This window comes from Azospira inquinata (assembly GCF_018905915.1).
Classification (GTDB): domain Bacteria; phylum Pseudomonadota; class Gammaproteobacteria; order Burkholderiales; family Rhodocyclaceae; genus Azospira; species Azospira inquinata.
In genome coordinates this window covers 1,308,789-1,330,092 of record NZ_CP064782.1, presented here as the reverse complement: position 1 = coordinate 1,330,092, position 21,304 = coordinate 1,308,789, and the positions used below count along the sequence as shown (strand labels likewise).

General features: G+C 64.8%; 25 protein-coding genes. 17 read left to right on the top strand and 8 right to left on the bottom strand.

Annotation, left to right across the window (positions count from 1 at the left end; all coding sequences use genetic code 11):
• The first annotated feature begins 90 nt into the window (after window positions 1-90).
• The 8 genes from nifE to Azoinq_RS06010 all read left to right on the top strand — a co-directional run bounded on the left by nifE (window position 91) and on the right by Azoinq_RS06010 (window position 5,331).
• On the top strand, window positions 91-1,503 hold the full coding sequence (gene nifE, locus Azoinq_RS06045) for a nitrogenase iron-molybdenum cofactor biosynthesis protein NifE (RefSeq protein WP_216131004.1): 1,413 nt from the start codon (window positions 91-93) through the stop codon (window positions 1,501-1,503).
• A 51-nt stretch (window positions 1,504-1,554) separates the two neighbouring features.
• Window positions 1,555-2,919, top strand: coding sequence for a nitrogenase iron-molybdenum cofactor biosynthesis protein NifN (gene nifN / locus Azoinq_RS06040; protein WP_216131007.1), 1,365 nt, complete (start codon window positions 1,555-1,557; stop codon window positions 2,917-2,919).
• 22 nt (window positions 2,920-2,941) lie between these two features.
• Window positions 2,942-3,373, top strand: a complete 432-nt coding sequence (gene nifX, locus Azoinq_RS06035) for a nitrogen fixation protein NifX (RefSeq protein WP_216131010.1) — start codon at window positions 2,942-2,944, stop codon at window positions 3,371-3,373.
• Entirely contained in the window at window positions 3,366-3,827 is a 462-nt protein-coding gene (locus Azoinq_RS06030) for a NifX-associated nitrogen fixation protein (RefSeq protein ID WP_216131012.1), read from the top strand. The genes nifX and Azoinq_RS06030 overlap by 8 nt, the downstream gene beginning before the upstream one ends.
• Window positions 3,828-3,858: 31 nt before the next feature.
• On the top strand, window positions 3,859-4,056 hold the full coding sequence (locus Azoinq_RS06025; RefSeq protein WP_216131015.1) for a CCE_0567 family metalloprotein: 198 nt from the start codon (window positions 3,859-3,861) through the stop codon (window positions 4,054-4,056).
• 28 nt (window positions 4,057-4,084) lie between these two features.
• Complete coding sequence (locus Azoinq_RS06020) at window positions 4,085-4,471, top strand: hypothetical protein (protein ID WP_216131018.1); 387 nt, start codon at window positions 4,085-4,087, stop codon at window positions 4,469-4,471.
• 41 nt (window positions 4,472-4,512) lie between these two features.
• Complete coding sequence (gene fdxB, locus Azoinq_RS06015) at window positions 4,513-4,812, top strand: ferredoxin III, nif-specific (RefSeq protein ID WP_216131021.1); 300 nt, start codon at window positions 4,513-4,515, stop codon at window positions 4,810-4,812.
• A gap of 63 nt (window positions 4,813-4,875) precedes the next feature.
• Window positions 4,876-5,331, top strand: coding sequence for a nitrogen fixation protein NifQ (locus Azoinq_RS06010; protein ID WP_216131024.1), 456 nt, complete (start codon window positions 4,876-4,878; stop codon window positions 5,329-5,331).
• 126 nt (window positions 5,332-5,457) lie between these two features.
• Here the strand turns inward: Azoinq_RS06010 and Azoinq_RS06005 are convergent, their stop codons facing one another.
• A complete protein-coding gene (locus Azoinq_RS06005) occupies window positions 5,458-5,886 on the bottom strand; it encodes a TOBE domain-containing protein (RefSeq protein ID WP_216131027.1) in 429 nt (142 codons plus the stop codon).
• A gap of 204 nt (window positions 5,887-6,090) precedes the next feature.
• On the opposite strand from Azoinq_RS06005, the gene Azoinq_RS06000 reads away from it, so the two are divergent.
• The 6 genes from Azoinq_RS06000 to modD all read left to right on the top strand — a co-directional run bounded on the left by Azoinq_RS06000 (window position 6,091) and on the right by modD (window position 10,957).
• A complete protein-coding gene (locus tag Azoinq_RS06000; protein WP_216131030.1) occupies window positions 6,091-6,909 on the top strand; it encodes a TOBE domain-containing protein in 819 nt (272 codons plus the stop codon).
• Between the two features lie 27 nt (window positions 6,910-6,936).
• A complete protein-coding gene (modA, locus tag Azoinq_RS05995; protein WP_216131033.1) occupies window positions 6,937-7,707 on the top strand; it encodes a molybdate ABC transporter substrate-binding protein in 771 nt (256 codons plus the stop codon).
• 86 nt (window positions 7,708-7,793) lie between these two features.
• On the top strand, window positions 7,794-8,471 hold the full coding sequence (gene modB, locus Azoinq_RS05990) for a molybdate ABC transporter permease subunit (protein ID WP_216131036.1): 678 nt from the start codon (window positions 7,794-7,796) through the stop codon (window positions 8,469-8,471).
• Window positions 8,461-9,603: a molybdenum ABC transporter ATP-binding protein gene (gene modC, locus Azoinq_RS05985; RefSeq protein ID WP_216131038.1), complete on the top strand. Its 1,143-nt coding sequence runs from the start codon at window positions 8,461-8,463 to the stop codon at window positions 9,601-9,603. The genes modB and modC overlap by 11 nt, the downstream gene beginning before the upstream one ends.
• 116 nt (window positions 9,604-9,719) lie before the next feature.
• A complete protein-coding gene (locus tag Azoinq_RS05980; RefSeq protein ID WP_216131041.1) occupies window positions 9,720-10,103 on the top strand; it encodes a NifB/NifX family molybdenum-iron cluster-binding protein in 384 nt (127 codons plus the stop codon).
• A gap of 32 nt (window positions 10,104-10,135) precedes the next feature.
• Window positions 10,136-10,957, top strand: coding sequence for a ModD protein (gene modD, locus Azoinq_RS05975; RefSeq protein ID WP_232368572.1), 822 nt, complete (start codon window positions 10,136-10,138; stop codon window positions 10,955-10,957).
• A gap of 369 nt (window positions 10,958-11,326) precedes the next feature.
• Here modD and Azoinq_RS05970 read toward each other — a convergent pair whose 3' ends face one another.
• Both Azoinq_RS05970 and Azoinq_RS05965 read right to left on the bottom strand, forming a co-directional pair.
• Entirely contained in the window at window positions 11,327-11,782 is a 456-nt protein-coding gene (locus tag Azoinq_RS05970; RefSeq protein ID WP_216131047.1) for a globin family protein, read from the bottom strand.
• Window positions 11,783-12,106: 324 nt separating this feature from the next.
• Window positions 12,107-12,898, bottom strand: a complete 792-nt coding sequence (locus Azoinq_RS05965) for a TOBE domain-containing protein (RefSeq protein ID WP_216131050.1) — start codon at window positions 12,896-12,898, stop codon at window positions 12,107-12,109.
• A gap of 467 nt (window positions 12,899-13,365) precedes the next feature.
• Between Azoinq_RS05965 and Azoinq_RS05960 the strand changes: the two genes are divergently transcribed.
• Genes Azoinq_RS05960 through Azoinq_RS05950 form a run of 3 tightly spaced genes read left to right on the top strand, consistent with a single transcriptional unit; the run spans window position 13,366 to window position 18,058 of the window.
• Entirely contained in the window at window positions 13,366-15,357 is a 1,992-nt protein-coding gene (locus tag Azoinq_RS05960; RefSeq protein WP_216131053.1) for a TonB-dependent receptor plug domain-containing protein, read from the top strand.
• An 8-nt stretch (window positions 15,358-15,365) separates the two neighbouring features.
• Entirely contained in the window at window positions 15,366-16,709 is a 1,344-nt protein-coding gene (locus Azoinq_RS05955; RefSeq protein WP_216131056.1) for an ABC transporter substrate-binding protein, read from the top strand.
• The gene (locus Azoinq_RS05950) at window positions 16,706-18,058 is read left to right on the top strand and encodes a di-heme oxidoreductase family protein (protein ID WP_216131060.1); all 1,353 of its coding nucleotides are present in this window, start codon (window positions 16,706-16,708) and stop codon (window positions 18,056-18,058) included. The genes Azoinq_RS05955 and Azoinq_RS05950 overlap by 4 nt, the downstream gene beginning before the upstream one ends.
• A 167-nt stretch (window positions 18,059-18,225) precedes the next feature.
• Here the strand turns inward: Azoinq_RS05950 and Azoinq_RS05945 are convergent, their stop codons facing one another.
• The 5 genes from Azoinq_RS05945 to Azoinq_RS05925 form a co-directional block, all read right to left on the bottom strand.
• Window positions 18,226-18,714, bottom strand: a complete 489-nt coding sequence (locus Azoinq_RS05945; RefSeq protein ID WP_216131063.1) for a hypothetical protein — start codon at window positions 18,712-18,714, stop codon at window positions 18,226-18,228.
• A complete protein-coding gene (locus Azoinq_RS05940) occupies window positions 18,705-19,031 on the bottom strand; it encodes a (2Fe-2S) ferredoxin domain-containing protein (RefSeq protein ID WP_216131066.1) in 327 nt (108 codons plus the stop codon). The genes Azoinq_RS05945 and Azoinq_RS05940 overlap by 10 nt, the downstream gene beginning before the upstream one ends.
• Before the next feature lie 93 nt (window positions 19,032-19,124).
• On the bottom strand, window positions 19,125-19,580 hold the full coding sequence (locus Azoinq_RS05935) for a ferritin-like domain-containing protein (protein WP_216131069.1): 456 nt from the start codon (window positions 19,578-19,580) through the stop codon (window positions 19,125-19,127).
• Between the two features lie 77 nt (window positions 19,581-19,657).
• Entirely contained in the window at window positions 19,658-19,945 is a 288-nt protein-coding gene (locus tag Azoinq_RS05930) for a ferredoxin family protein (RefSeq protein ID WP_216131072.1), read from the bottom strand.
• Between the two features lie 15 nt (window positions 19,946-19,960).
• Window positions 19,961-21,259: an FAD-dependent oxidoreductase gene (locus tag Azoinq_RS05925; RefSeq protein ID WP_216131075.1), complete on the bottom strand. Its 1,299-nt coding sequence runs from the start codon at window positions 21,257-21,259 to the stop codon at window positions 19,961-19,963.
• Window positions 21,260-21,304 lie beyond the last annotated feature (45 nt).

Below are 21,304 nucleotides of genomic sequence, written 5' to 3'. Positions count from 1 at the left end.
CCGTGTTATCAGCCCCTTGGAAAAACCGGGGCCGCGTGGCACCAAACCTGCTTTTAGAGGGGTGACAAAAAAAGATGTAGGAGAGATGACATGAGCGCGTTGAAACAGCGGGTCGCCAGTGTCCTGGAAGAACCCGGGTGTGCCAAGAATCAGGCCAAGGGGGACAAGGAGCGCAAGGCCGGGTGCCGCAAGGTGCTGACCCCGGGGGCAGCGGCCGGGGGCTGCGCCTTCGACGGGGCCAAAATCGCCCTCCAGCCCATTGCGGACGTGGCCCATCTGGTCCATGGCCCCATTGCCTGCGAAGGCAACTCCTGGGATTCCCGCCATACTTTCTCCTCCGGCCCCCAGATTTACCGTACCGGCTTCACGACGGACATGAACGAAATGGACGTGGTGTACGGGGGGGAGAAAAAGCTGTTCCGCGCCATCAAGGAAATCATCGACAAATACGATCCTCCCGCCGTATTCGTCTACCAGACCTGTCTGCCCGCCATGATCGGGGACGACATCGAGGCGGTGTGCAAGGCGGCCGCCGCCAAATTCGGTAAGCCCGTGGTGCCGGTCAATGCCCCCGGGTTTGTGGGCAGCAAGAACCTGGGCAACAAGCTGGGCGGCGAAGCCCTGCTGGATTACGTCATCGGCACCCGGGAACCCGAATCCACCACCCCCTACGACATTAACTTGATCGGGGAATACAACGTGGTGGGGGAACTGTGGCAGATCAAGCCCCTTTTCGATGAGCTGGGCATCCGCATTCTCGCCACCATTTCCGGGGATGGCCGCTACAACGACATTGCCTGTGCCCACCGGGCCCGGGCCGCCATCATGCTGTGCTCCCAGGCCCTCATCAACGTGGCCCGGAAAATGGAAGAACGCTACGGCATTCCCTATTTTGAAGGGAGCTTCTACGGCATTTCCGACATGAGCGACTGCCTGCGCAAGATCAGTGCCCTGCTGGTGCAGCGGGGCGCCCCGGCGGATTTGTTGGATCGGGCTGAAGCCCTCATTGCCCGGGAAGAGGCCAAGGCCTGGGCCCGTTTGGAAAGCTACAAACCCCGGCTCAAGGGGAAACGGGTACTGCTCTTCACCGGCGGCGTGAAATCCTGGTCCGTGGTCTCCGCCCTTCAGGAAGTGGGCATGGAAATCGTCGGCACTTCCATGCGCAAAACCACCATGAACGACCGGGAAAAGGTGAAAGAAATCATGGGCACGGACGCCCACATGTTCGATTCCCTGCCCCCCCGGGAAATGTACCAGCAGCTCAAGGACGCCAAGGCGGACATCATGCTGTCCGGCGGCCGCTCCCAGTTCGTGGCCCTGAAGGCCAAGACTCCCTGGGTGGAAATCAACCAGGAGCGCCACCACGCCTTGGCGGGCTACGAGGGCATCGTGGCCCTGGTGGAGGAAATCGACAAAGCCCTCTACAACCCCATCTGGGCCCAGGTGCGGGAACCCGCCCCCTGGGAAAAGCCGGACTGGGGCTGGGAAGAGGAGGCCCTATGAGCGCCCTGGCCCTTTCCCTTCCTCGGTTTGCCCCCGCTTCGGAGCTCGCCCATGACTGACATTAAGAGCAATAAAAAGGCCTGTGCGGTCAATCCTCTGAAAATGAGCCAGCCCATCGGCGCCGCCCTGGCCTTTCTCGGCATGGACGCCTGCCTGCCCCTGATGCACGGCTCCCAGGGCTGCACTGCCTTCGGCCTGGTGTTGTTCGTCAAACACTTCCGGGAAACCATTCCCCTGCAAACCACGGCCATGAACGAGGTGACCACGGTGCTGGGGGGCCTGGAAAACGTGGAGCAGGCCCTGCTCACCATCCACAAAAAATCCCATCCGGCCCTGGTGGGCCTGGTGTCCACTGGCATTACGGAAGCCAAGGGGGACGATGTGGAAGGCTTTCTGGCCCTGATCCGGGAACGGCATCCGGAACTGGCGGATATGGAGGTGGTGTTTGTCTCCACCCCGGATTTTGCCGGAGCCTTCCAAGACGGCTGGGCCAAGGCCGTGACCCGTATGGTGGCCAAAATCGCCCGGCCCTCCGGGGTGCGGCGGCCCTGGCAGGTGAATATTCTGCCCGGTTGCCATCTCACCCCGGGGGACATTGAAGAAGTTCGGGAAACGGTGGAAGCCTTCGGCCTCACCCCCCTGATTCTCCCCGACCTGTCCGGCTCCTTGGACGGCCACATGCCCGAGACCTTTCTCCCCACCACCCTGGGGGGCACCCGTCTGGCAGACGTCAAGGCCATGGGGGAATCGGCCCTGACCATCGCCCTGGGGACCCAGATGGAAGGGGCAGCGGCCAAGCTTAAGGAAATCGCCGGGGTGCCTTACAAGGTCTTCGACCGGCTCACCGGGCTCAAGCCCTGTGACGACTTTCTTGCCCTCCTGGCTCGCCTCTCGGAAAACGAGGTGCCCGCCAAATATCGCCGCCAGCGCAGTCAGCTGCTGGACGCCATGCTGGACGGCCATTTCCATTTCGGCAAAAAGAAGGTGGCGGTAGCCGCCGAGCCGGATCTGCTCTACGCCCTCTGTGCCTGGTTCACGGACATGGGGGCGGAAATTCAGGTGGCCGTGACCACCACCGACAGCCCGGTGCTGGAACGGCTGCCGGCGGAGGAGGTGCTCATCGGCGATCTGGAGGACTTTGAACAGGGGGCCCAAGGAGCGGACCTGCTGGTGACCCATTCCCATGGGCGCCAGGCGGCCGCCCGCCTGGGTATTCCTTTCTGGCGGTGTGGTCTGCCGACTTTCGACCGCCTCGGCGCCGCCCATCGGGTGAGCGTGGGCTACCGGGGAACCCGGGATCTGATCTTCGAGGTGGGCAATGTCTTTATCGAAAACCAGCATGAACACACGCCAGAGCACTCCCAACCCGCCGCCGGGGTCCGGCCCGAAATGCCGGCGGCTGTCTCTTGTCATTGATCAACCCAAGGAGGGGCGCGGTATGAGCAACCCATTGAAAGTGGCCTTTGCCAGCGAGGACCTGAAGACGGTGGATGCCCACTTCGGCTGGGCCCGCCACATCGCTGTCTACGACATCACCCCGGAGGACGCCCGGCTGGTGGAGGTGGTCCAGTTTGAAGGGGACCTGAAAGAAGACGGCTCGGAGGACAAACTCTCCGCCAAGCTCAACGCCATCAAGGACTGCGCCATCGTCTATGTGGCGGCCATTGGCGGTTCGGCGGCGGCCCGGGTGGTGAATATGAAAATCCATCCGGTGAAAGTGCCCAGCCCGGAAAGCATTGCGGAAATTATCGGCAAGCTCCAGGGCGTGCTCCGGGGCACCCCGCCCCCCTGGTTGCGCAAGGCCCTGATGAAGGGCCAGGAACGCAATTTCGACGCCTTTCTGGAAGAAGAGGAAGCCCCCCATGCCTGAAGTCGCCAGCTCCGTAATTAACGATTCCCCCTTTCTCTCCGAGCTCCTCAAGCAGCTCCGTTCCCAGGACAGCTACGGCCACTGGGACGGCAAAACGGATGAGGAGGTGCTGGGCCCCTATGTGGTGGATAAGGAAGCCCGCAAGGCCATCCCCATCATCGACGATCCGGACCCGGACCTGCTCTGGCGCTTGGAACTGTTCTACAACGCCGCCGGGCTGGCCATTGAGCGGCGTACCGGGGCCATGTGCGGCCCCATGATCAAGATGAGCCACGAAGGCTTCGGTCGGGTGGTGCTCATCGCCGGCCGCCTCATAGTCTTCAACAAATACCACCGGGACGTGCACCGCTTCGGTTTCGACTCCCTGGAAGCCATGGCTGCCGTGGGGGACAAGATCGTCAATGAGGCCGCCACCATGATCGGCCAGTTCAGCGCCGTGGTGAATTACGGCTAAGGCGCAGGAAACAAGGAAGGAACAGCACACCATGAGTGAAAGTGCGGAAGAACTGAAGGCCCGGGTAAAGAAACTCTCGGTCCAGGCCACCAACTGGAAGATGAATCTCCACGATCTTTCGGAAGAGCTGCCCATGAACTGGGAAAAGATCATGGAAACAGCCCAGAAAACCCACGATATCTACGCCGCCCTGACCGAGGCGCGGAAGCAGCTGGCCGCCCTGGAATAGGTCCGGATGCCCGTCTGCCTCAAGCCCCATGGAACATCTGCCCGAATTGAACTGGAACGAGGTGGCTTGGCGCCGGGAATGGCGCCGCTTCCTGCCCACGGATTACGCCCGCCGGGTGGCCGTGCCGGTGCGCTTTGCCCTGGCCCGGGACCGGGCGGCGGGAGGCGCCCGGGTCTGGGGCTATGACCGCTGGGGGGAAGCCTGCTTCTACCACCAGGTCTACGAATGCCGGGCGCCCCAGGGCTTGGACGAGGAAGACGGCGAACTGTTCGAGGAAGCCCGCAGCTACGGCCAGTCCCGCATGGCCTGGCGTTTGGGCGGCCAATGGCTGGTCTGCACCCGGGAACACGGGGCAGCCTGTGCCTGTGCGCCGGAATATCGGCATTACACCCTGAGCAAGGGCCTGCCCCGCTAGGGCGGCCCCATTACAACCCAAAGGAAATAAAGGAACTCAAGATGGCCAATTTCAGCGTAACCCTGCCCTCCGGCGTGGAATGGACCCCCAACTTCGTGGCCGGGATCGACCAGGAAAAATGCATCGGCTGTGGCCGTTGTTTCAAGACCTGCGGCCGGGATGTACTGTCCCTCATGGCCGTGGATGACGAAGGGGAACTGGTGGCCCTGGAGGACGGGGATGATGATGACTACGAAAAGAAGGTGATGACCGTGGTCCATCCGGAAAACTGCGTGGGCTGCGAAGCCTGTGCCCGGAACTGTTCCAAGAAGTGCATCAGCCACACCCCGGCCACGGTGTGAGGCGGTAGCCGCCCTTGGTCGGGCGGCGGGCCGGAGGCGGCCGGGGAGGCGAAGGAGAATGTGATGGATGCCCGAAGCTATCTGTCTTTGATGGATCACGCCCGTCTGGCGGCCCTGCCCCGGGAGCGGGACGATGAATACGAGGACATTCTGGCCCTCCTGCTGGAGGCGGCGCCCCCCCCCGGGCCCCTAGACCCGGATCGGCGCCGTCTGGCGGCGGCCCTGGCCCTGGGCTCCATGGGCCAGAACCATCTCTGGCAGGATCTGGGCCTGCCCAGCCGGGACGTGCTGGGCAGGCTCATGGCGGACCATTTCCCTTCCCTGGTGCGGGCCAACCGGCCGGCCATGCGCTGGAAAAAGTTTTTCTACAAGCAACTCTGCGACCGGGCCCAGGTGCGGGCCTGCCGCGCCCCCTCCTGCGGCGTCTGTGCCAGTTACGGGGAATGCTTTGGCAGTGAAGATGGGGCGCCCCTGGTCCATTTCCGCACCCTGCCCGGGGGGCGGGCCTTGCCCGGCTGAGGCCGGGAGGGGCAAGCCACCCGGAAGGGCCTTTTCGGGCCGAGGGATTCCAACTCCGGCTTTTCTCCTACATCCCCCATAAAAAAGCCCCGCTGGGCGGGGCTGGGGGAATGGGGCTGGGGCGAATCAGGCGGGGACGCCCAGGATGACGTGGCTGGCCTTGAACAGCACCGTGGCATCCCGGCCTTCGGCCAGGCCCAGCTCCAGCACCGCGTCGTTGGTGATAATGGCGTACACCGTGCTGCCTCCGGCCAGGGTTACGGCCACTTCCGTATTCACCGCCCCCTTGACCAGCTTGCTCACCTTGCCGGAAGCCCGGTTGCGGGCGGACAGCTTGATATCCCCGTCCTCCGTGAGGAGCATCACCCAGGGGGCCTTGATCAGGGCGATGGCTTCCTTGCCCACCGCCAGTTCCAGGGTCTGGACACTGGTCTGGGTGACGATGGCGGTGATTTTGTCCCCCCCGGCGGTGGTCAGTTCCACTTCCGCGTTAATGGCTCCGGGACGGATGGCGGTGACTTTTCCGCTGAACAGGTTACGGGCGCTGGCTTTCATGTCGGTTCTCCTGGGCAATGCCACAAGCTGGTGCGCTATGCACCAAAGTAGATAATGAACTGCTGCCTGACTGAAACCATTCTAGGAAAAAGCGCTGCTAAGTCACAACCATAGCGACGACAATAGTTCAAAATGATTATGGCAGGCTATTTGCTCCTGCTGTACCGTTGTATAACTCATTACATATTCTGTAAGGAATCTGCCATGCCCCAGAGCAACGCCAAACTGGTGGGCAAGCTGGCCCTGGAAACCGAATTCGGCCCCTTCCTTGGGGATACCCGCATCCGCCTCCTGGAAGCCATCGACCGCCACGGTTCCATTTCCCAGGCGGCCAAGGCGGTTCCCTTGTCCTATAAAGCGGCTTGGGACGCCCTGGATGCCATGAACAATCTGGCGGAAGAGCCCCTGGTGGTGCGTACCACCGGTGGCAAACACGGGGGCGGTACGGTGCTCACCGACTACGGTCGCAAGATCATCGGCCTGTTCCGGGCCATGGAGCAGGAATACCAGGATGCCCTGGACCGGCTGACGGAGCGTATGGACGAGGTGCAGAGCGGGGACATGCGCAAGTTCCAGTCCATGATGCGGCGCCTGTCCATGAAAACCAGTGCCCGCAACCAGTTCGTCGGGAAAATCGTCGGCCTGCGGGAAGGGGATGTGGATTTCGAGGTGCGCATTCGCCTGGAGGCGGACCATGAGGTGGTGGCCGTCATTACCCGGGAATCGGCGGAAACCCTGGAACTGGCCATCGGCAAGGAAGTCTTCGCCTTCGTCAAAGCCTCCTCCCCGGTACTGATTACCGACCCGGCCCTGAAAATCACCGCCCGCAACCAGCTGTGGGGCGAGGTGGTGCAAATCCACGACGGCCCGGTGAATAGCGAGGTCACCCTGGCCCTCTCCGGGGGCAAGAGCGTCACCGCCGTGGTGACCAAAAACAGTATTGAAAACCTGGGCCTGGCGCCGGGCGTCAAGGCCTGCGCCGTGTTCAAGGCCTCCAGCGTGATTCTGGCGGTTTACGCCTGATTTTTTATCTTTTACGAGGAGTGTGTAATGCCCAAACGCTTTTCCCGTTCCTGGCTGGTCGGCCTCTGTTTGGCCGCCGGTATTTCTTCCCTCTCCGCCCTGGCCCGGGCCGATGAGGTAGCGGTGGCGGTGGCCGCCAATTTCACCGCCCCCATGCAGAAAATTGCCGCCCAGTTCGAAAAGGACACGGGCCACAAAGCGGTGCTGTCCTTCGGCGCCACCGGCCAGTTCTATGCCCAGATCAAGAACGGAGCGCCTTTTGAAGTGTTCCTGGCTGCCGACGACGAAACCCCCATGAAGCTGGAAAAGGAAGGGGGCATTGAGCCGGGCAGCCGCTTCACCTACGCCATCGGCAAACTGGTGCTGTGGAGCGCCAAATCCGCCCTGGTGGATGGCAAGGGGGAAGTGCTGAAGCGGGGCGGGTTTGACCACCTGTCCATCGCCAATCCCAAGCTGGCCCCCTACGGCCTGGCCTCCGTGGAAACCATGAAATCCCTGGGCATCTACGACAGCCTGCAAAGCAAGATCGTCCAGGCGGGCAACATTTCCCAGGCCTACCAGTTTGTCGCCACGGGCAATGCCCTGCTGGGTTTTGTCGCCCTCTCCCAGGTTTGGGAAAACGGTCGCCTGAAGTCCGGTTCCGCCTGGATTGTGCCCCCCAAGCTCTATAACCCCATCCGTCAGGACGGGGTGGTGCTCACCAAGGGCAAGGGCAAACCGGCCGCCGAAGCCCTGATGAAATACCTCAAGGGCGCCAAGGCCAAGGCCATCATCAAATCCTACGGCTACGACCTGTAAGCCCGTCTGTCGGCGGACCTTTTTCGGAAGGTTCGCCGGGCTGGCGCCTGGGGGCCCGGCCCCCATTTTTTTCTGCGGATTTTGTTATGTTCAGCCCTGACGACTGGGGGGCCATACGCCTGACCCTGGCCCTGGCGACCCTGGTGACCCTGCTGCTGATGCTGGTGGGTACCCCCATTGCCTGGTGGCTGGCCCGTACCCGCTCCGCCTGGAAAGGCCCGGTGGGCGCCCTGGTGGCTCTGCCCCTGGTGCTGCCCCCCACGGTACTGGGCTTCTATCTGCTGGTGGTCATGGGCCCCAACGGCCCCGTGGGCCACTTCACCCAGGCCCTGGGCCTGGGCACCTTACCCTTTACTTTCACCGGCCTGGTGGTGGGCTCGGTGATCTATTCCCTGCCCTTCGTGGTCCAGCCCGTGCAGAACGCCTTTGAGGCCATGGGAGACCGTCCCCTGGAAGTGGCGGCGACCCTGCGGGCTTCCCCCTGGGACCGGTTCTGTACCGTGGCCCTGCCCCTGGCAGTGCCTGGCTTTCTTTCCGGCGCCATTCTGGGATTCGCCCATACGGTGGGGGAATTCGGCGTAGTGCTGATGATCGGCGGCAATATCCCGGGGGAAACTCGGGTAGTGTCGGTGCAAATTTACGACCATGTGGAAGCCCTGGAATACACCCAGGCCCACTGGCTGGCGGGAGGCATGCTGGTGTTTTCCTTCCTGGTGTTGCTGGTGATGTACGTTTTCAAACCGGGGGTGCGCCATGGGCGCTAACCTGGAAGCCGCTCTGAGCCGGGAAGCCCGGAGCGGCACGGTGGCCTCCACAGAGGCGGGGGAGGGCCTGGTGGCCCGCTTCGCCATCCGCTACGGGGATTTTTCCCTGGATGTGGATTTGACCCTGCCCGGCCGGGGCGTTACCGCCCTGTTTGGCCAGTCCGGCTGTGGCAAGACCAGCCTGCTGCGGGCCATTGCCGGGCTGGAGCGGCACCCGGGGGGCTATCTGGCGGTGAACGGCCAGGTCTGGCAGGAAGGCCGCCATTTCCTGCCCACCCACCGGCGTCCCCTGGGCTATGTGTTCCAGGAGGCCAGCCTCTTTCCCCATTTATCGGTCCAGGCCAACCTGGCTTACGGCCAGCGCCGGGTGCCCGGGGCAGATCGGCGGGTAGCTTTCGATCAGGCCGTGGGCCTGTTGGATATCGGCCATCTCCTGGGTCGCTACCCGGACCACCTGTCCGGGGGCGAGCGCCAGCGGGTGGCCATTGCCCGGGCCCTGCTTACCAGCCCCGGCCTGTTGCTCATGGATGAGCCCCTGGCCGCCCTGGATCACCAGCGCAAGGCGGAAATTCTGCCCTACCTGGAAAAACTTCACGACGAGCTGGATATTCCCATGCTCTACGTGAGCCATTCCCCGGATGAGGTGGCCCGGCTGGCGGACCATTTGGTGCTCCTAGCCGAGGGCCAGGTGCTGGCCAGCGGCCCCCTGAAGGAAACCCTGGCCCGCCTGGACCTGCCCCTGGCCCTGGGGGACGAGGCCGGGGTGGTGGTGGAAGGGACGGTGGCGGCCCTGGACCCGGAATACGGCCTGGTGCGCATCGACTTCCCCGGGGGCGCGGTCCATGTGGCCCACGACGGGGTGAAGCTGGGCCGCCGTCTGCGCTTTCAGGTGCGGGCCCGGGACGTGAGCCTGACCCTGAATCGGGCGGAGGACACTTCCATACTCAATGTGCTGGCCGCCACCGTGGTGGCGGAAAGCGCAGCCGACACCCCAGCCCACGTGCTGCTGCGCCTGGACGCGGGGGGAACGCCCCTGCTGGCCCGGATCACCCGCCGCTCCCGGGATCAGCTGGGCATACGCACCGGCGCCCGGGTCTGGGCCCAGATCAAGGCCGTCGCCCTGCTGGCCTGATCGGCGGTCAGGGCGGCGGAGACCGCCCTGGGGCCAAAGCCGTGGGGAAAAATGGGGCGGGTACGGAACTCGCTTCGGGAAAAACTGACTACAACCTGTGTCCCAAACCCGACACCATGAAAATCGCCATCGCCACCAAGGATTTCGCCACCGTTGCCGGACATGCGGGTCAAGCCCGGCAATGGCTGATTTACGACTGCCAGCCGGGCCAGCCCCTGCCCGGGCCGACCCGGCTCAGTCTAGAAAAAGAACAGGTCATCCACTACGCGGACGACGCCCAGCCCCATCCCCTGGACGGGATGGGGGTGGTCATTGCCGCCAGCGCCGGGGACGGCTTTTTACGCCACATGGCCAAGCGGGGCGCCCAGGTGTTGCTCACCGGGGAAACCGATCCCGGTCGGGCCCTGGCCAAGGTGGTGGCCGGGGAGGTGTTGCCCGATCCCCGCTTTAATCCGACCAAACTACTATGCAAGCTGAAAGATCTGTTTTCCCCCCACTGAATTGCCCCCCTCGCTTCGGGGATAACCGCTGTGTGCTGACGGACGGGGAATTAACCGCCCTCCTGGCGGAGGATGCCCCTTATGGGGATTTGACCACCCAGGCCCTGGGCATTGCCGGGTGCCGGGGCCGTCTGGTGTTTTCCGCCCGGCAGGCCATGCGGGTGTGCGGCGTGGAAGAGGCGGTACGCCTCTTTCTGCTGGCCGGCGCGGAGGCGGAGTTAGTCCATGGCACTGGCCTGGATGCTCCCGGGGGCCAGGTGCTGCTGCGGGCCGAGGGCCCGGCCGGTTCCCTGCATCTGGCCTGGAAAACCGCCCAGATCCTGGTGGAATGGGCCAGCGGCCTGGCTACCGGGGCGGCGGAACTGGTGCGGGTGGCCGCCCCCGTGCCTGTGGCCTGCACCCGGAAAAATCCCCCGGGCACCAAGGCTCTGGCGGCCAAGGCCGTGGCTGCCGGGGGCGCGGTCATGCACCGCCTGGGCCTCTCCGAAACCCTGCTGGTCTTTCCCGAACACCGGCTCTTTCTCTCGGAAGAGCCCCGGGAATGCATCGCCCGGCTGCAACAGCGCCAGCCGGAGAAAAAAGTGGTGGTGGAGGTGAAGAACCAGGACGAGGCCCTGCTCTGGGCCCGGGCCGGGGCCGATGTTTTGCAGCTGGAAAAGTTTTTCCCCGAGCAGATCGCCGCCTGCCGTCAGGCTCTGGCGGCGGAGGGGCTGACGCCCCGGCTGGCCGCCGCTGGAGGCATCCACGCGGGCAACGGGGCCGCCTATGTGGCCGCCGGAGCCCAGGTGCTGGTGTCCTCCGCCCCCTATATGGCGCCGCCCCGGGACGTGCAGGTGGATTTTTCCGTGTGCTGACCGGGGCTCCGAGGCCCTGGGGTCCGGGATGCCTAGGGCGGGAGCCCTGGGGTGTCCGGGGGGCGCTGGGGGGAAGCCCCCGCGGTGAAACATCAATGTGCAGGGAGCCCGGATCAGGCCTGATCCGGCGGTGAGGTCCCCTTCGTGCAGAGGAACCGCTTTCTCCCGCCTTGCTGGGGGATGAGGACTAGCCTTTCCCCCAAAGGGGCCTCTCCCGGCCCATGGCGAAGCTTCGTCCTCTCTTCCCCCTCCCGATCCCACCTTTCCGCGAGACCTGCTCCTTGGGGGGTGAATCCCGGTGAGGGTTCCTACCTACGTGGATTGGCAGGACCGTGGGAAGAAGTCAGAGGCGGTGACGCCGCTCAAGGCCTAAGGCCGCCCCCGGGGCCGAGCGCCGGGCCAGGGCAGCACCAGGGCATCCCCCTCGTGCCGGACCCAGGGAGCGATGAGCCGGGCCATCCACTGCCAGAGCTGACGCTGGGTGGCGTGAGGCAGGCGGGCCCGTTGCAGCTGTCGGGCCCAGGCCTGTAACCAGGCGGCCCGGGCGGCGGGACTCAGACTCAAGGGGCCGTGGCGGCCGGTGATGCGGGCGTAGGCCAGCACCGCCCGGGCTTTTCTGCCCGGGGCCAGACCGCTCACCACCAATTCCGCCAGTTCGGCGGCCAGATCGGAAAACTCGTCTGCATCTTCCGGAAGCCAGGGGGCCAGAGGCCCGGCCTGGAGTTCTTCCGCCAGGGTCAGGCAGCGCCAGCGCAGCTTTTCTTCCCCCATTTCCCGGAGCGCCCCGGGCAGGGGCGGGGGCAGCTGGAGGGGCGGAATCGGCACCAGTAGCCGCTTTGCCTTGGGCACCGGACCGGGCCGGGGACTCCCGGTGTCCGGTGGGTTGGGGGACGAATTGTGTGGAGTTTCCGACACCGTGGGGCCTCGTTGGCAGACATCAAGCGGGGCCCGCGCCTTGCCGCCCCTGATTTCAGGGCGCCTGGGGCGGGCCCCCGGCCTTCTGGTCGCCCCCCACCTAGGGTGTGGTAAGCCCGACAAGAAAAGCCGCTACCTAGAGACTAAGCAATGAACAGGCCCGCCCCAGAGGGCGGAGGGATGTCCCCGGGCAGGCGCTTTCCCCGTCGGAACGCCTGTCCGGTGGGGCCCGGCTCAGGCCACCACGCCGAGGATCACGGCGGAGGGGCGGAAGGCCAGGGTGCTATTACCCCCCAGGCTCAGATTGGCGGCCAGGGCGTTGGCCATGACCGCCACGGCAGTGACTCCGGCGCCCAGTTCCACGCACACCTCGGTCATGTCCGCGTCCCGCTGGAGGCGGGAAATACGGCCGCAAAGCCGGTTGTAGTCGCTGTAATCCTCTCCGTCGCCGCAGCCCACCAGGAGCATGGAGGAGGCTTTGATCAGGGCCACCGCTTCCTGGCCCGGGGTCAGGCCCAGGGATTGGGCGCTGTTGCGGGTAACGCTGGCCCGCAGGGCCTGGCCTCCGGGCAGGCGCAGGGTGACCCGGTCCTGAATGCCCTGTTCCGCAATGTGTTCCACCCGGCAGAAAAACTGGTTGCGGGCGCTGGTGCGCACCGTCACCCGGTCCAGCAGGCGCAGGTCGTCGGCGAAGTGCTCGCCGAACCGTTCCAGCATCCGGTCCTGCTCCTGGCGCAGGGCCACCAGGGCCACTGCCAGGCGGCGTCCCCGATAGGTCAGGCGCAGGCCGCAGCCCACGTCCCCTTCCACCCATTCCGCAATACTTTCCCCCGCCAGATTATTCATTTCCTGGACCGCTCGCCGGGCGGAGCCGCTCTCCGCCGCCGGCACCGGCAGCATGCCGTTGGCCCGCACGGCCCGCTCCAGCCAGGCCAGACGTTCGTGTTCCCCATCGCAGGCCGCCGGATTGGGCCAACCGGCAGCCAGGGCGGGGGAGGGCAGGAGGGTGGAGGGAGAGTGGGACATGGTGGGCTACCTTTCAATTTGTTCTTCGAATGTCGCTATATAAGCGAGTAGCGTGCCACGGACCGGGAGAGGGGCGGAGAGGGGCGCCGGGTCTGCCCCGCCGGGAAGCCGGGGGGCGAGCTGGGAGCGGGCCGGGCGGCCCTGGGTGGAATCCCTTGTCGTAGAGCCGACAGGGTGGGGCAGATCAGCGCCCGGACCCGGGTTTGGGGAAGGGCCTCCCTATCCTGGTGCGCTATGTACGAAAAGATACATCGTGTTGCATTGCTGACCCGGGGCTGTCAATGGGGGTGGGATGGCCGAAGCCCCGCCAAATCTGGTTGTTTCCTTGAAAATATAACGGATGGCTAGGCCCTGGCACGGCCTTCGCTAAAGGGCCCTTGGAATCCCGCATTCCGACAATCGTTATATATCCAACAACATATTGGCGGACGGTTGGCTTTCCGACCGCCGGGGAAAAAAGGGACAGCATGGAACGGAAAATATGGGTAGGCCTCTTGGGGAGCCTGCTGCTGAACGGGGCCCAGGGGGCGGATGAGCCGGTATTTACCCTGGGGGAGGTGCAGGTTAACGGTTCCCCCCTCCAGGAGGTAGCTCCCGGCTCCGCCGTGGTGGACCTGGAGGAAATGCGCCTGCATGACCGGGAAACCGTGGGCACGGCCCTGGATTTGTTGCCCGGGGTGAATATCAGCAAGGTGGGGGCCCGCAACGAGCAGATGGCCTATGTGCGGGGCTTTGACCTGCGCCAGGTGCCGGTCTTCGTGGATGGCATTCCGGTGTATGTGCCCTATGACGGCTATGTGGATCTGGGTCGTTTCAACACCTTTGACCTGTCCCGCATCGAGGTTTCTAAGGGCTTCAGTTCCCTGGCCTACGGGCCCAATACCCTGGGGGGCGCCATTAATCTGGTGAGCCGGCGGCCCACTAAAGCCTTCGAGGGGGAAGTGGGGGGCGGTTTCACCCTCACGGACAAGGGGGAGGGCAACGGCTACCGGGCCTACGCCAATGTGGGCAGTAACCAGGGCTCCTGGTACTTCCAGGCCAGCGCCTCCTATCTGGATCAGGAATATTTCCGCCTGCCCGACAGCTTTTCCCGAGCCCCGGGGGAAGACGGGGGGGACCGGAACAACAGCTACAACCGGGACGGCAAGGTCAATCTCAAGCTGGGTTTCACCCCCAACGCCACGGACGAATACAGCATCAACTACATCAACCAGCATGGGGTGAAGGGCACGCCCCCCTATGCGGGCACGGTGGCCGGTCAGACGCCCCGCTACTGGCAATGGCCCTACTGGGATAAGGACAGCCTGTACTTCATTTCCAGTACCCGGTTTGAGCGCCAGACCCTGAAGTTCAAGGTCTATCACGATACCTACCGGAATTCCCTGTTCGCCTTCGACAACAGCAATTACAACTCCATGAAGTTCAAGTCTTCCTTCAAGAGTTGGTACAACGACTACACGGACGGGGCCAGCGTGGAAGACGATCTGGACCTGAGCGCCAGCAATGTGCTGAAGGTGGCCTACCACTGGAAGGAGGACGTGCACCGGGAACACAACGCCGGGGAGCCGGTGCGCCATTTCAAGGACCGCACCCAGGACGTGGCCTTTGAAGATACCCAGAAGTTGGGCGAACGCCTCTCCCTGGTGGGAGGCGTGGCCTTCTCCCGGCGGGAAAGCCTGGAAGCCCAGGACTACAACAGCAAAACCGGGGTGGTGTCGGATTTCAAACCCAGCGACAACTCGGCCACGGACCTGCAACTGGGCCTGTTCTACAAGACTTCCGAGACCGGCAAGCTGCACGCCACGATGGCTCGGAAAAGCCGCTTCCCCACCATCAAGGACCGTTACTCCTACCGCATGGGTACCGCCATTCCCAACGCGGACCTGAAAATGGAGCGGGCCAATAACTACGAAGTGGGTTACAGCGATCTCCTGGCCGGACGTTGGTTGGGCGAAGCCAATCTGTTCTATAGCGACATCCGGGACCTGATCCAGTCCGTGCGCATCGAGCCCACCGCCTGTTCCACCCCGCCCTGCACCCAGATGCAGAACGTGGGCCACGCGGAGGCCAAGGGGGTGGAACTGTCCCTCTCCGGCAGCCTGGGGCCCTGGGATCTGGGGGGCAATTACACCTACCTGGACCGGGTGAATCTATCCGATCCCACGGTACGGCTCACCGACACCCCCCGCAACAAGCTCTTCTCCTTCGGCACCTTGCACCATGGCGCCTGGAGCACCACGGGCAGCGTGGAAGCTTCCTCCTATCGCTATTCCTCCACGGACGGCAGCCAGGTGGCCCACGGCTTTGCCGTGGCCAATCTGAAGACCGGCTACCGCTTCGGCAACGGCACGGTGGTGGAAGCGGGCATCCGCAATCTCTTCGACCGCCTCTACGCCTATAGCGAAGGCTTTTACGAGGAAGGCCGCACCTTCTTCGTCCAGTTCAACGCCCCCCTGTGAGGAAGTCCATGTCCAAATTTTCTCCTAGCCTTACCTCCCGGGTTTTTCGCCCCGATCGGCGTCGGGCCTTGCAAACCCTGGGGGTGAGTGCCCTGGCCCTGGCCGCCCGGCCCCTCTGGGCGGCGACCAAACCCACCCCGGTGGTGGTGCTCACCGCCTATCCGGATGAGGTGCTGTCCCGCTTTGAGGCGGCCTTTGAACAGGCCTATCCCCAGTACCGGCTCCAGCTCATCTGGCGCATGCCCCACGATGCCCTGCCTTACCTGGAACAACCGGGCCAGGGCGGGGTGGATGTGTACTGGTCAGCCTCCCCCCGGAATTTCGCCCGCCTCCACCAGGAAGGGGCCTGGCGCCCCCTGCCCGTGGCTCTGGAAGGCCTGCCCGACCACATCGGTAAGACCGAGCTGCGTAATTCGGCGGCCACCTATACGGCCACGGAAATGGCGGGTTACGGCTTCGCCTGTAACGAGCCCCTACTCAAGCAACTGGGGGTGCCCCTGCCCCGGGACTGGCGCGATCTGGCCGATCCCCGGCTGGCGGGGCGTATCGCCCTGCCCATCCCGGCCCGGGTGGGGTTTGCCCCGGTAATGGTGGATCTGGTGCTCCAGGCCTATGGCTGGGATGAGGGCTGGACCCTGTGGAGCCAGATTGCCGCCCAGTCCCGCCTGGTGGATCGGGGCGCCACCTTTGTGGGGGACGAGGTGGCAGAAGGCCGGGCCGCAGTAGGCCTGTCCATCGACTTTTTTGTCCAGTCCGCCATCGCCAACGGAGCCCCCATTCGCTTCGTCTATCCGACCCACGGGGGCATTAACCCGGCCCAGATTGCCGTGACCGCCGCCGCCCCCCATGGCGACGGGGCCGCCGCCTTTGTCCAGTTTGTTTTGTCCCAAACCGGACAAAAGCTCCTCACCCATGGGGACATCCGCAAACTGCCGGTACGCCCCACCGTCTATGAGGGGCTGCCGGCGGACTACCACCGGCCCTTCCAGGCCGCGGCCCAGGGGGCCTATGACTACGACGGGCCCCGCACCCGGGATCGGCTCTCCCTGGTGGCTGCCCTGTTCCAGCAAATGCTCATCGAGCCCCAGGGGCAACAGGCGGACCTGTGGCGGCGTACCCGGCTGGCCCGGGAGCGGGGAGCCGGGCCCCAGGCCCTGGCGGATGTCTCCCGGCTGCTGGGGGTGCCGCCCCTGAGCGAGGCCCAGGCCGCCGATCCGGCCTTGCTGGCGGCCTATCGGGACCGGGTGGAAGGGGACGAATCCCCGGTGACCGCCGTGGAGGCGGCCTGGCGGGCCGCCTGTGCCCAACGCCGGGCCCAGGCCGACCAGGCCCTCAAGGAGTTGGGCGTATGAAAAATTTCAAACGTTTGGGGGCCCTGGCCTTGCTGGCTGGGGCCGGCCTGCCTCCTCTCGCCGCTTGGGGCGGCGGGACCGTGGCGGACGACAGTCGGGAAGCCTATACCAAGCCCCTGCCCGGGCTGAGCGAAAGCCAGCGTCAGGCCTTTCTTCGGGGCCGCAGCCTGTTTCGCCAGGACTGGGTAGTGGCCCCCGCCAAGGACGATACGGTGGATGGGCTGGGGCCTCTCTACAACCGGCTGGCCTGTCTTTCCTGTCACCCCAAGGAGGGCCGGGGCAAGGCACCGGACGGGCCGGAGCAGCGCATGCAGTCCATGCTGGTGCGCCTTTCCGTGCCGGGCCGGGGGCCCCACGGGGGACCCAAGCCCCATCCGGCCTACGGGGATCAACTCAACGAGGAAGGCATTCCCGGCGTCCCCGGGGAAGGCCGGGCGGATGTTCATTGGCAGGAACTGGCGCCGGTAACCCTGGGAGACGGCACCCGGGTGCCCCTGCGGCGCATGACCCTGCATTTCGTGGATTTGGCCTACGGGCCCCTGGACGGGGTGCTGACCTCTCCCCGGGTGGGGCCCTCCGTATTCGGCCTGGGGCTTCTGGAGGCGGTGCCTGTGGCCGACCTGGAAGCCCGGGCCCGGGCGGCCAAGCCGGACGGGGTGCGGGGCCGGGTGAACCGTGTGTGGGACGCCACGGCGGGCAAAACCGTGGTGGGCCGCTTTGGCTGGAAGGCCAATATGCCCAGTCTGGTCCAGCAGATCGCCGGGGCCATGCGGGGGGATTTGGGCATTACCTCCCCCATTTTCCCGGAACAGAACTGCATGGCGGGCCAGACCGCCTGCCGTCGGGCCCCCGCCGGGGGTGAGCCGGAGCTGACCGCCGCCCAGCTGGAAGATCTGCGTACCTATCTGGCCCTCCTGGCCGTGCCCGCCCCCCGGGATCAGGATCAGGCGCCGGTCATGCGGGGCAAGGCCCTGTTTAGCCGCCTGGGCTGTGGCCAGTGCCACCAGCCCGAGCTCCACACCGGCGCCCATAGGGCCTTCCCCCAACTGGCCAAGGTGACCATTGCCCCCTACACCGACCTGCTGCTCCATGACATGGGGCTCGGTCTGGCGGACGGCCGGCCGGATTTCCGGGCCGGGGGCCGGGAGTGGCGCACGCCGCCCCTGTGGGGCCTGGGGCTACAGGAAAAGATCAACGAGCACAGCACCCTGCTCCACGATGGCCGGGCCCGCAATGTGACGGAGGCCATTCTCTGGCACGGGGGAGAAGCCCGGCGGGCGCGGCAGCGCTTTGTGGCACTGGATCGGGGAGGCCGGGAGGATTTGCTGCGCTTCCTGGCCTCCCTGTAAGAGGCACCGGTCCGGGGGCTTACCCCGGACCGGTGAGGGAAGAGGTTTGTTTTATCGTCGCGTCCCCATGGGACATTGGTCGGGCGGGGTGCCGGGGAAACCGGACGCTCCGCCCTTTTTTTACCGCCGGTGGGTCGGCTTTATGGTCCGGCCCGAACGGGGGCTTTTCAGCACTGGGCGGCGATGGCCTTCACCAGTTCCGCCCCTACCCGATCCTGGGGATCGAAGCGTTCCAGCTGATCCAGGTAGCTTCTGGCCTCCGCCGTGCGGTGCTGGCGCAGCAGGGTAAAGGCCAGGGCTTTCAGGGAAAAGAGGTAGAACCGGGGCGCCGGGCCCAGGGGCTCGGCGAAATGGTTGGGCCCGGGGGCGTCCAGGGGAAACCCGGCGGCCCCGGCAGCGGCCGCCAGCCCGGCCCGCATCCAGTGTTCCGCCTCCGGGAAGTGCTGGCGGTAGAAGTGGAATTTGTAGAGTCCCAGGTACACGGCGAAGTTGTCCGGTGCCTGTTGGTGGGCCTGGCGCAGCAGGCTTTCCCCCTCCCCGTCGTCCCGGGTTTCGGCGGCGGCCAGGAGCAGCCGGGCCACCGGATCGGGAACATCGCCGCAATAGCCGGGCAGGGGGCCCCCGTCCGGGTCCGCCAGTTCTTCGATTAGCCCCATAGGAAGGGGGGCGCCAGCAATCTTTCCACCGGCTCGTCGAATTCCAGGTGACGGTCGAAGATTTCCCCCACGTCTTCCACCTGGACGTGCTGGTACAAGACCCCTTCCGGATAGACCAGCACGTGGGGGCCGCCGTCGCAGGGGCCGAGGCAGCCGCAGGCGGTAACCGCGAAGCGGTCAAAGGCGTTGCGGTTGGTGAGCTCCTGGAAAAAGGCCTGCATTACCGCCTGGCCGCCGGTGGCGCTGCAACTGCCCCGGGGGTGTCCCGGGGGGCGGCTCTGGGTGCAAACAAAGACGTGCTTCTTGGGCTTGGCCATGCTGAACTCCTGTTGTTCTCTGCCGGGGGCGGCGTTCTTTGCGCCGCGTCTGCCGGAAACTCCCTGAAAACCTTGCCGGGCCCGGAGCCGTGCCTAGGAGGCGTTGCCGGCGATGCGCTTTTCCAGGGCGGCCACGTGTTCCCCTTCTTCCTTGGCGAATTCCTCCGCCATGCGTTTCACCCGGGGATTGGCCGTGGCGGCGGCGATGTCCGCGTAGAAGGCCCGGCTGCGCTGTTCTCCGTCCAGAGCCAGGGCCAGGGCCCCGGGCACGTCCATGAAGCCGTCCACCCCGGCCCAGGCCGCGGTTTCCGGGCTGGTGCCATCGGGCCATTGATATTCTTCTGGCTTCAGCACCGGGGGGTGGCGAAAGCCGCCCCGTTCCGTGGCTTCCGCCAGGTGCAGGCGGGAGAAGTGGGCCATCTGGCGGAAAAAGGCGGCCACGTCAGCGCTGCCCAGAGTCTGCATGCTGGTGGCCAGTTCTTCATAGCGCCGGGCCGAATCCGTCTCCAGACGGATGGCGTGGGCCAGGAAGAGATGTATGTCGTCCATGATGTTCTTTTACCTTGTGAGGAAAGGGGGCCGGGGGCGGCGGACCTGCGCCGTTGCCCCCGGGGACCCGGTACGGCTCAACCGAACTTGAAAAGAATGCCGAAGCCGCCCCGGGGCCATTCCCAGTCCAGGTTCCGGTGTTCGTCGCAGATGATGCGGCAGGTGCCGCACTCCAGGCAGCCGTCGGAGATGAGTACCACCTTGCCGTTGCCTTCCTGGGTGTAGCAGCCCGCCGGGCAGCACACCGTGCATTGCTGGTCAGCGCACTGGTGGATGCAGACCTCCGGGTCCTTGATCTTGATGTGGGGCCGGCCCCCATCCACCCGGTAACGGTCCTGGAACAGCTTTTCTTCTACCTTCATCATGGTCATATCCTCCGCTTACTCCACCGCACGCCAGAACTTGAAAGCGTCGCCGATCAGGCCAAAAAGGGAACGGGAAGCCAGGAAGCTTTTCTTGATTTCCTTTTCCTTGGTCTTTTTATCCACCCCATCCACCCGGATCAGATGCTGGGCGGCCTTGGACAGCAGTTCCGGATAGGTGGTAAAGAACTGCTTGTTCTGGTGGAAGATGTCCGGCATGCGCCGGTATTTTTTCAGGTCCTTCATGACAAAACTGTCGTCCAGACGGGCCTTGTAGGCGGCCAGGTTGGCAGCGTTGAAGGGCTTGCCTGCCGCTTTCAGTTCCACCAGGGTCTGGGCCGCCAGCATGCCGGTGGTCATGGCCAGATTGGAGCCTTCCCGGTGGATGCCGTTCACAAACTGGCCCGCATCCCCGGCGATCATCCAGCCGTCCCCATACACCTGGGGCACCGCGTTGAAGCCCCCTTCCGGAATCAGGTGGGCGGCGTATTCCTTCATTTCGCTGCCGGCGATCAGGGGGGCGATGGAGGGATGGTTCTTCATCTGGTCCAGCAGCTGGTAGGGGGTGACTTTCTGTTTCTTGAAGTCGGAGAGCATGCAGCCCACCCCCAGGGTGATGGATTCCTTGTTGGTGTAGAGGAACCCGGTGCCCATCATGCCGGCGCTGATCTTGCCCGCCATTTCGATGACCACCCCTTCATCCTCGCCGATGTTGAAGCGGGATTCGATGGTTTCCTGGGGCAGGAAGTGGATTTCCTTCACCGCCAGGGCCACGTCCTTGGGCTTGATCTCTGGATGGAAGTTGGCCTTGGTGGCTAGGCGGGAATTGGCCCCGTCGCAGAGGATCACGGCGTCGGCGTGAATTTCCCCGCCCTTGCGGTCCGTGAGCACCCCCACCACCTTGTTGCCGTCCAGGAGCAGTTCGGTGACCGTGGTTTCACAGATCACCAGGGCTCCCGCTTCCCGGGCCTTTTTGTTGAACCACTGGTCAAAGTGGGCCCGGATGATGGTGTAGCGGTTGTAGGGAGGCTTGTTGAAATCCTCGGAGCGGTAGTGGCTGCCGATGTAGGAGCTGTCGTCCAGGACCCACACCCGCTGTTCGATCAGGTGCCGTTCCAGGGGCGCTTCGTCCCGGAAGTCCGGGATGATTTTTTCAATGGCGTCGGAATACAGAATGGCGCCCTGGACGTTTTTCGAACCCGGGGTTTCCCCCCGTTCGATCTGCAGGACCTTGAGGCCGCCCTTGGCCAGGGTGTAGGCCGCCGCGTTACCGGCCATGCCGGCTCCTACGACGATGACGTCAAATTTTTCAGGCATTTAAGACTCCTTCCGGAAAACGCTGACCGCTTGTCTGGCGGCGCT